General features: G+C 55.2%; 5 protein-coding genes. 4 read left to right on the top strand and 1 reads right to left on the bottom strand.

Annotated elements, in window-relative coordinates; translation table 11 throughout:
- From WA354_RS23720 to WA354_RS23705, 4 genes are all read left to right on the top strand, one after another.
- Positions 1–272: hypothetical protein (locus WA354_RS23720; RefSeq protein WP_472815500.1), on the top strand; the 272-nt coding region annotated here is incomplete at its 5' end.
- Positions 273–360: 88 nt separating this feature from the next.
- On the top strand, positions 361–816 hold the full coding sequence (locus tag WA354_RS23715) for a hypothetical protein (RefSeq protein ID WP_472815499.1): 456 nt from the start codon (positions 361–363) through the stop codon (positions 814–816).
- Between the two features lie 81 nt (positions 817–897).
- Positions 898–2,085, top strand: coding sequence for a PP2C family protein-serine/threonine phosphatase (locus WA354_RS23710; protein WP_472815498.1), 1,188 nt, complete (start codon positions 898–900; stop codon positions 2,083–2,085).
- A gap of 196 nt (positions 2,086–2,281) precedes the next feature.
- Positions 2,282–3,238 carry a cation diffusion facilitator family transporter gene (locus WA354_RS23705; protein WP_472815497.1) on the top strand — a complete coding sequence of 319 codons (957 nt, stop codon included), beginning with the start codon at positions 2,282–2,284 and terminating at the stop codon, positions 3,236–3,238.
- Positions 3,239–3,813: 575 nt separating this feature from the next.
- Here WA354_RS23705 and WA354_RS23700 read toward each other — a convergent pair.
- Positions 3,814–4,539: an SOS response-associated peptidase gene (locus WA354_RS23700; RefSeq protein WP_472815496.1), complete on the bottom strand. Its 726-nt coding sequence runs from the start codon at positions 4,537–4,539 to the stop codon at positions 3,814–3,816.
- Positions 4,540–5,171 lie beyond the last annotated feature (632 nt).

Genomic DNA, 5,171 nt, shown 5'->3' with positions numbered 1-5,171 from the left:
ATCCAGCCCCCAGCAGCGCCACATTAAGGATAGTCTCGCTCCACTGGAAGGAATCCTTGGTGCCTGTCGCCACGATGGGTAACCAAACCAAAACCAGGAACAACGTGAGTTGCAAGACCGAGAGCGTGACTGCGAGCCGCGCACAAATGCCGGTGAGAGCCGCGACGCCCGCCGCGCAGGCAATAACGTCTTCGCCCGTTCCTCATCACCCACCCAGAACGAAGGCACAGCTTCAGCTCATTGAAAAAATTCCGGATTCGCCGCAGAATTGAGGCGCAGTCCATGCGCAGAAAATGTGCAGTGGGAGATGCGAAACCAGCAACCCGGAACCACAGTACCGGGCGGAGAAATGGTTGAGACATGATCGACCTGAAATCGATTGACTTGGTTCCCCTAACCAAAGAGCTTGCCGTCAAATTCGCAACCATGCCGGGTGTGCCGGGAGAGCGTGAACTCAAGCGCGAGCGCGTAGCCCACTTCGCCGCCCTCGCCAGAGAAGGAACCCCGTTTCAACTGATGTGGACCACGGCCATTGCGAAAGATACCGGCGAAGAGTACCGTTTCGACGGTCACCACGCCTCCTATGCCTTGTCGCGGTTGACCGAGGAGGAGTTCCCCGCCAACTGGAAGGTGGCCCTTCGCGTTTTCGAGATCGACTCGCTGGCGGAAGATGCAGTCGAATTGTTACTTCGACAACCCGGAGGCCGCAAGGTGGCAGAGAGGCATCAGGCCGAAGGAGATCGACGACGAAGCGGGGCGCGTTCCTCCCGGCCTCGTGAGATGCCAGGTGTGCAACGAATATCGCGGGACCATTGACTTCGACGATCAATCCGGCGGGCTTTCGCTTTCAGTGTAAGATTTTCTGGTATCCCCGCGAGGTTCTGAAAGCGTGTCCGCATGCGGGTAACCTTGTCTTCTCTGGTACGTTTCCTGAGACAGCAAATCGTTTACATCGCGATCTCCGCGATCGCCGGAGCCGTCTTCTGGGCCATTGGACAGGAGATTAATCCACTCACCATCTTGGTCTATTCGATTGTGATCGGAAACATTGTGGTGCCTGTAACTGAGAGATCGCACCGGTTCTATTCGCAGAAGCCGTTTCCTTACAACTGGTTGTTCTTTCTCGCTATCCTGCTCGTTCTCCTTATCCCTGTTTACGTCTTCTCGTCGGTAGTCGTTTGGTTGCTTGCGCCACCCTCACCGCAAACGTTGGAGCACCTGCTCCGAACGGGATGGAAATTCCCAGTACTGATCACATTTGTTGCCAGTGTGCTGATTTTTCTTTATCAGACCACAAAAGAGAAGCTTGAGCGGCGCAATATCGAGCTGCAGCGCTCGGTGGATCTCGGTACGGCGCAGCTTGAAATGCAAGAGCAGGAATTGCAACGCGCACGGGAGATACAGCAATCGCTCCTCCCGAAGGAGATTCCCCAACTGCCCGGATTCGAGGTTGCGGGAATCTGGCGTCCGGCTCGCGCTGTCAGCGGTGACTACTATGACGTCTTCAAGCTGGGCGGACATAAACTGGGCATTTGCGTAGCGGACGTTGTCGGCAAAGGAGTGTCGGCCGCTCTGTTGATGGCCAATGTGCAGGCTGCCGTTCACGCCTATGCGAGTGAATCCGAGAGTGCGGCATGGCTATGCGGGAAGGTGAACACGCTGCTTTATGAAAACATTGCCATCGGGAAGTTCGTCACGTTTTTCTATGCAGTGCTCGATGGCAATGCACGAACCCTGCAATACTGCAATGCAGGAAATCCTTACCCGGTTCTCGTCTCTCGCGGCCGGACCCGGCTGCTCGAAGAGGGCGGCGCTGTCCTGGGCGTTTTTCCGTCGTGGACCTATGAGGATGCGACGATCGAGTTGTGGCCCGGAGACCGCTTATTGCTCTTCACGGATGGAATCACGGAAGCATCAGGGCCGGATGAGCAGGAGTTTGGCGAAGCAAATGTTGCAGAGTTTGCGCGAACAAACTCCAGCCGCTCAGCCGGCGAACTTAACAGCCGATTGCTCGCTCATGTTTCCGCTTTCTGCGGAGACCATTTCCAGGATGACGCAACCGTGGTGGTAATTGCCGCGAACTAAAGTGCCTGTCAGAGAGTCTCAACCTTGGGGCATAGCTTTTGAACGAAGGAAAGTTCTTCGGCACTGGATTCCGAGCGAGTTACCGACCTGATGATTCGGATTCTGCTCCTCCCTGGAATACCGCAGGACGATGGAATGTTGGCCCAGGCGTAGACTGGCTTCGAGGTCTAGCAGGCTTCTTAAATGGTAGGTCAGCATGACGGTTTTGCCCGATCAAGTTCCATTGCGGAAAATCGAACAGCAGCATCGCGATGCTCGTTTTGCTATGCGGCTGTCGTTGTTCGTCGGAGTGCTAATGCTGGTCGGCAAAGTCGCCGCCTACCTGTTTACAGGTTCTTCGGCCATCTTTTCCGATGCGGCGGAGTCGGTCGTACATGTGGTAGCCGTCGCGTTTGCTGTGTTCAGCCTCTGGCTGAGCACGCGACCGGCTGTTCCACAATTCCACTATGGATTCGAGCGAATCACCTTTTTCTCCGCCGGTTTTGAAGGCGCAATGATCGTGCTCGCGGCCGGAAGCATAATCGTTACCACGACTCAAAAGTGGAGACACGGCCTGACCTTGGATAACCTGGGAAGCGGGGTGGCTCTGGTCTTAGTCGCCGGGGCGGTGAACGCCTTTCTGGGCTGGTACCTGGTGCGGATGGGTAGACGGAATCACTCGCTGATATTGGAGGCGGACGGAAAGCATGTCCTGACGGATAGTTGGACCAGCTTTGGCGTCGTTGCGGGCTTGGGGCTGGTAATGATAAGCGGATGGAAGCCGTTCGATCCGCTGGTCGCTTTTGCTGTTGCGGCAAACATCCTGTGGTCGGGCGGTCGCTTGATGTGGCATTCGATGAAGGGATTGCTTGACTACTCTGATCCCAAGATCGGTCACCAAATTCGCAATCAGCTCGATGTTATTTGCAAGGAGCTGGGGCTCCACTACCACGGCGTGCGCTTCCGTACAACAGGCTATCGACAGATCATCGAGGTTCACCTATTGTTTCCGCACACCATGGCAGTGGGCGAAGCACACCGGCAAGCGACAATGCTCGAAGAGCGCCTGACGATTGACTTGGAGGTGCCAGCAGAGATCACTACGCATTTGGAATCTCTTGAGGATCATGCCGAAGTCCATCATGTGCAGCACTACACGGGACGGCCTGATTAGCATGGTCAAGTCTGTCAGGGTTTGCATACCTAACTATTAGTCGATATTGGTGTGAGAATTCTTCAGACTGCAGGTGTGCACCTTGACTATCAGCGGGCAACGCAAATGGCCCGGCGCGAATCGCTTGCGAGGTGAGCGATGGACCCAATCACTCGCGATAGGACGATTCAAACTCTAAGAGCGCAATTGGAGCTTTGCCGCCTCCAGGCCGCATCGCTCGATAATGGCGCTGACCGCCGAAAGGAAATGGCAGAGAGAAGCTACGCGATTCAGCTTTTGCTCGACTTCCTGCAAAGAGAGTAGGCATGGCAATAGCACGGACCGAGCTATCCCCCGTGGCGTTGAAAAAGGCCAGATTCGCCAGCTAGTGACCATTCGGTCCGTTTTCGGTGCCGAGCAATGCAGAGAACCGAACCACACAAATCCCACTGGCGCTGTCACTCTTCTGAATCTCGACCATCAATGCGCCTCAGGTTTGGCTTGCCTCGTCCAGCCAGTACCATCCGGAAGCCTGCTGACGGACAGACACTCCATCGGCGGGGTGAAGCAAATTTCGTCGTGGCGATCAATGCGCTTCATTCAAAAAGAGGCAGCGAGGAACACTGTTCGTCGATCTCCAGAGGCTCGATGAGGCTCGGATCGTTGTTCTTGGTATTTCCGACGGCTCTACCAACCTTCCATGCCTCCATCTCCCCTGCTGGGTAGGGTTTTAGTAAATCTAAGGGGAGATGAGCCGGATCAGTTGGCGTCAGCCATCGCTCGTAATCCCTCCGATGAAGGATTACGGGCATTCGGTTGTGTATTGGCTGCATCAGCTCATTCGGGTCTGTCGTGAGGATCGTGAACGTTCTCAGCTTCTGTCCTGTCCCTCTGTCCTTCCATGACTCCCACAGACCGGCGAATGCGAACATTGCGTCGTCCTTCACGGTGATCGCGAATGGCTGTTTGTTTTTCTCATCAACCTTCTGCCACTCGTAAAACACATCGGCAGGCACAAGACAACGTCTCTGCTTCCATGCCTCGCGGAAGGCAGCGCTCGTTGCAACGGTCTCGGACTTGGCGTTGATGGTGCTGAAGGATGCTTTTCCGTCCTTTGACCAGAACGGAACGAGGCCCCATCGCATGACGGTCAATTCACGCTCACCCGTCTCCGGACTGAGACGCACAACTGGCTGGAGACTCTGTGGAGCAACATTGTAGGAGGGAGCGAGATCGGAGTCGTCGAAAACATCGCTGTTATGTGTCTGCATCCACTCCGAGATGCGTTGCTTATCCGCTCGTCTTACGTATCGCCCGCACATGTTATACAGATTACCCGACGATTTTATTGAGGATCGTTCTCGCCAGTTGAACACTATCTGCGACAACCGAAGTGAGATGCGGCGATGGCCTGGCGATGTCGTCGCGTGCCAGCCGAACAGCCGCAATAATCGAAGCCGCGATAACCAGCGTGGATGCAAAGCGATCTTGCTTCCTTCGATCCTGTTCCTCTCGTGAGATGGCTCTGTGCATTTCGCCCATCAATGCGCCTCAGCTTTGACTTGTTTCGCGACCTGATGATTGGGTCTGCCAAGCAGGACCTCCGAGGGAAGATACCGTCGCTGTTCTCCGCAGAGAGGGCAAGTGACGACGATTGATTGGAACGGGAACTCAGGTACCCCTGCGGGAATATCTAGTCGGCATCGTTTGCATGCGACGACGAAGAGCTTGCGACCCTGCATTCCGAAGGCCATGACGTAGTAAGGATAGGCGAACAAAGGGCGAATGTCTACTGTGGATTCTCTTGTGCCCTTCGGCACAGGGCCGCTGTCCACGATCGCCATAATGATCGGATGCAAGAAGTATTCTCAAGGGCCGACGAGCATGGCGTTTCTCTGCATGATCAGGAATTCTATGAGCTACGCCTTTACGATGAAGACGACACTTGGTGTTC

Origin of the sequence: Occallatibacter sp., from assembly GCF_049802275.1 — a bacterium.
Classification (GTDB): domain Bacteria; phylum Acidobacteriota; class Terriglobia; order Terriglobales; family Acidobacteriaceae; genus Telmatobacter.
Note: the sequence above shows the minus strand (reverse complement) of the source record. Positions and strands in the feature narration are given on the sequence as shown.